At 40.1% G+C, this 232-nt stretch carries 1 protein-coding gene; it reads right to left on the reverse strand.

The annotated features are described in order from the left end of the window. Window positions 1-232 (reverse strand): hypothetical protein (locus tag ETC07_RS16480; RefSeq protein ID WP_136249356.1); only part of this gene is annotated, 232 nt, incomplete at both ends.

The following is a 232-nucleotide window of genomic DNA, read 5'->3' on the forward strand; positions in this document are numbered from 1 at the left end:
TTCTAAGAGACGCGGGGGATTTTTATCAGGATGATAAGAGTTATGTGCGATAAGGAAGTTGATGATGGCTGTTTCTGTTGGATCGCCGTGTGTTACCCATTTCCCCTCGTCTTTTACGGCTGTTGCATTAGATACTAAACCAAACTTGTAAATTAAATCTTTTTCTTTATCAGAGAGTTGGTCCTTATGCCAAATATCTTCTCCCTGTACCCAGAGTCTTTGAATAGTCATC

The sequence above is a fragment of the Halomonas borealis genome, assembly GCF_004798905.1.
GTDB lineage: Bacteria > Pseudomonadota > Gammaproteobacteria > Pseudomonadales > Halomonadaceae > Halomonas > Halomonas borealis.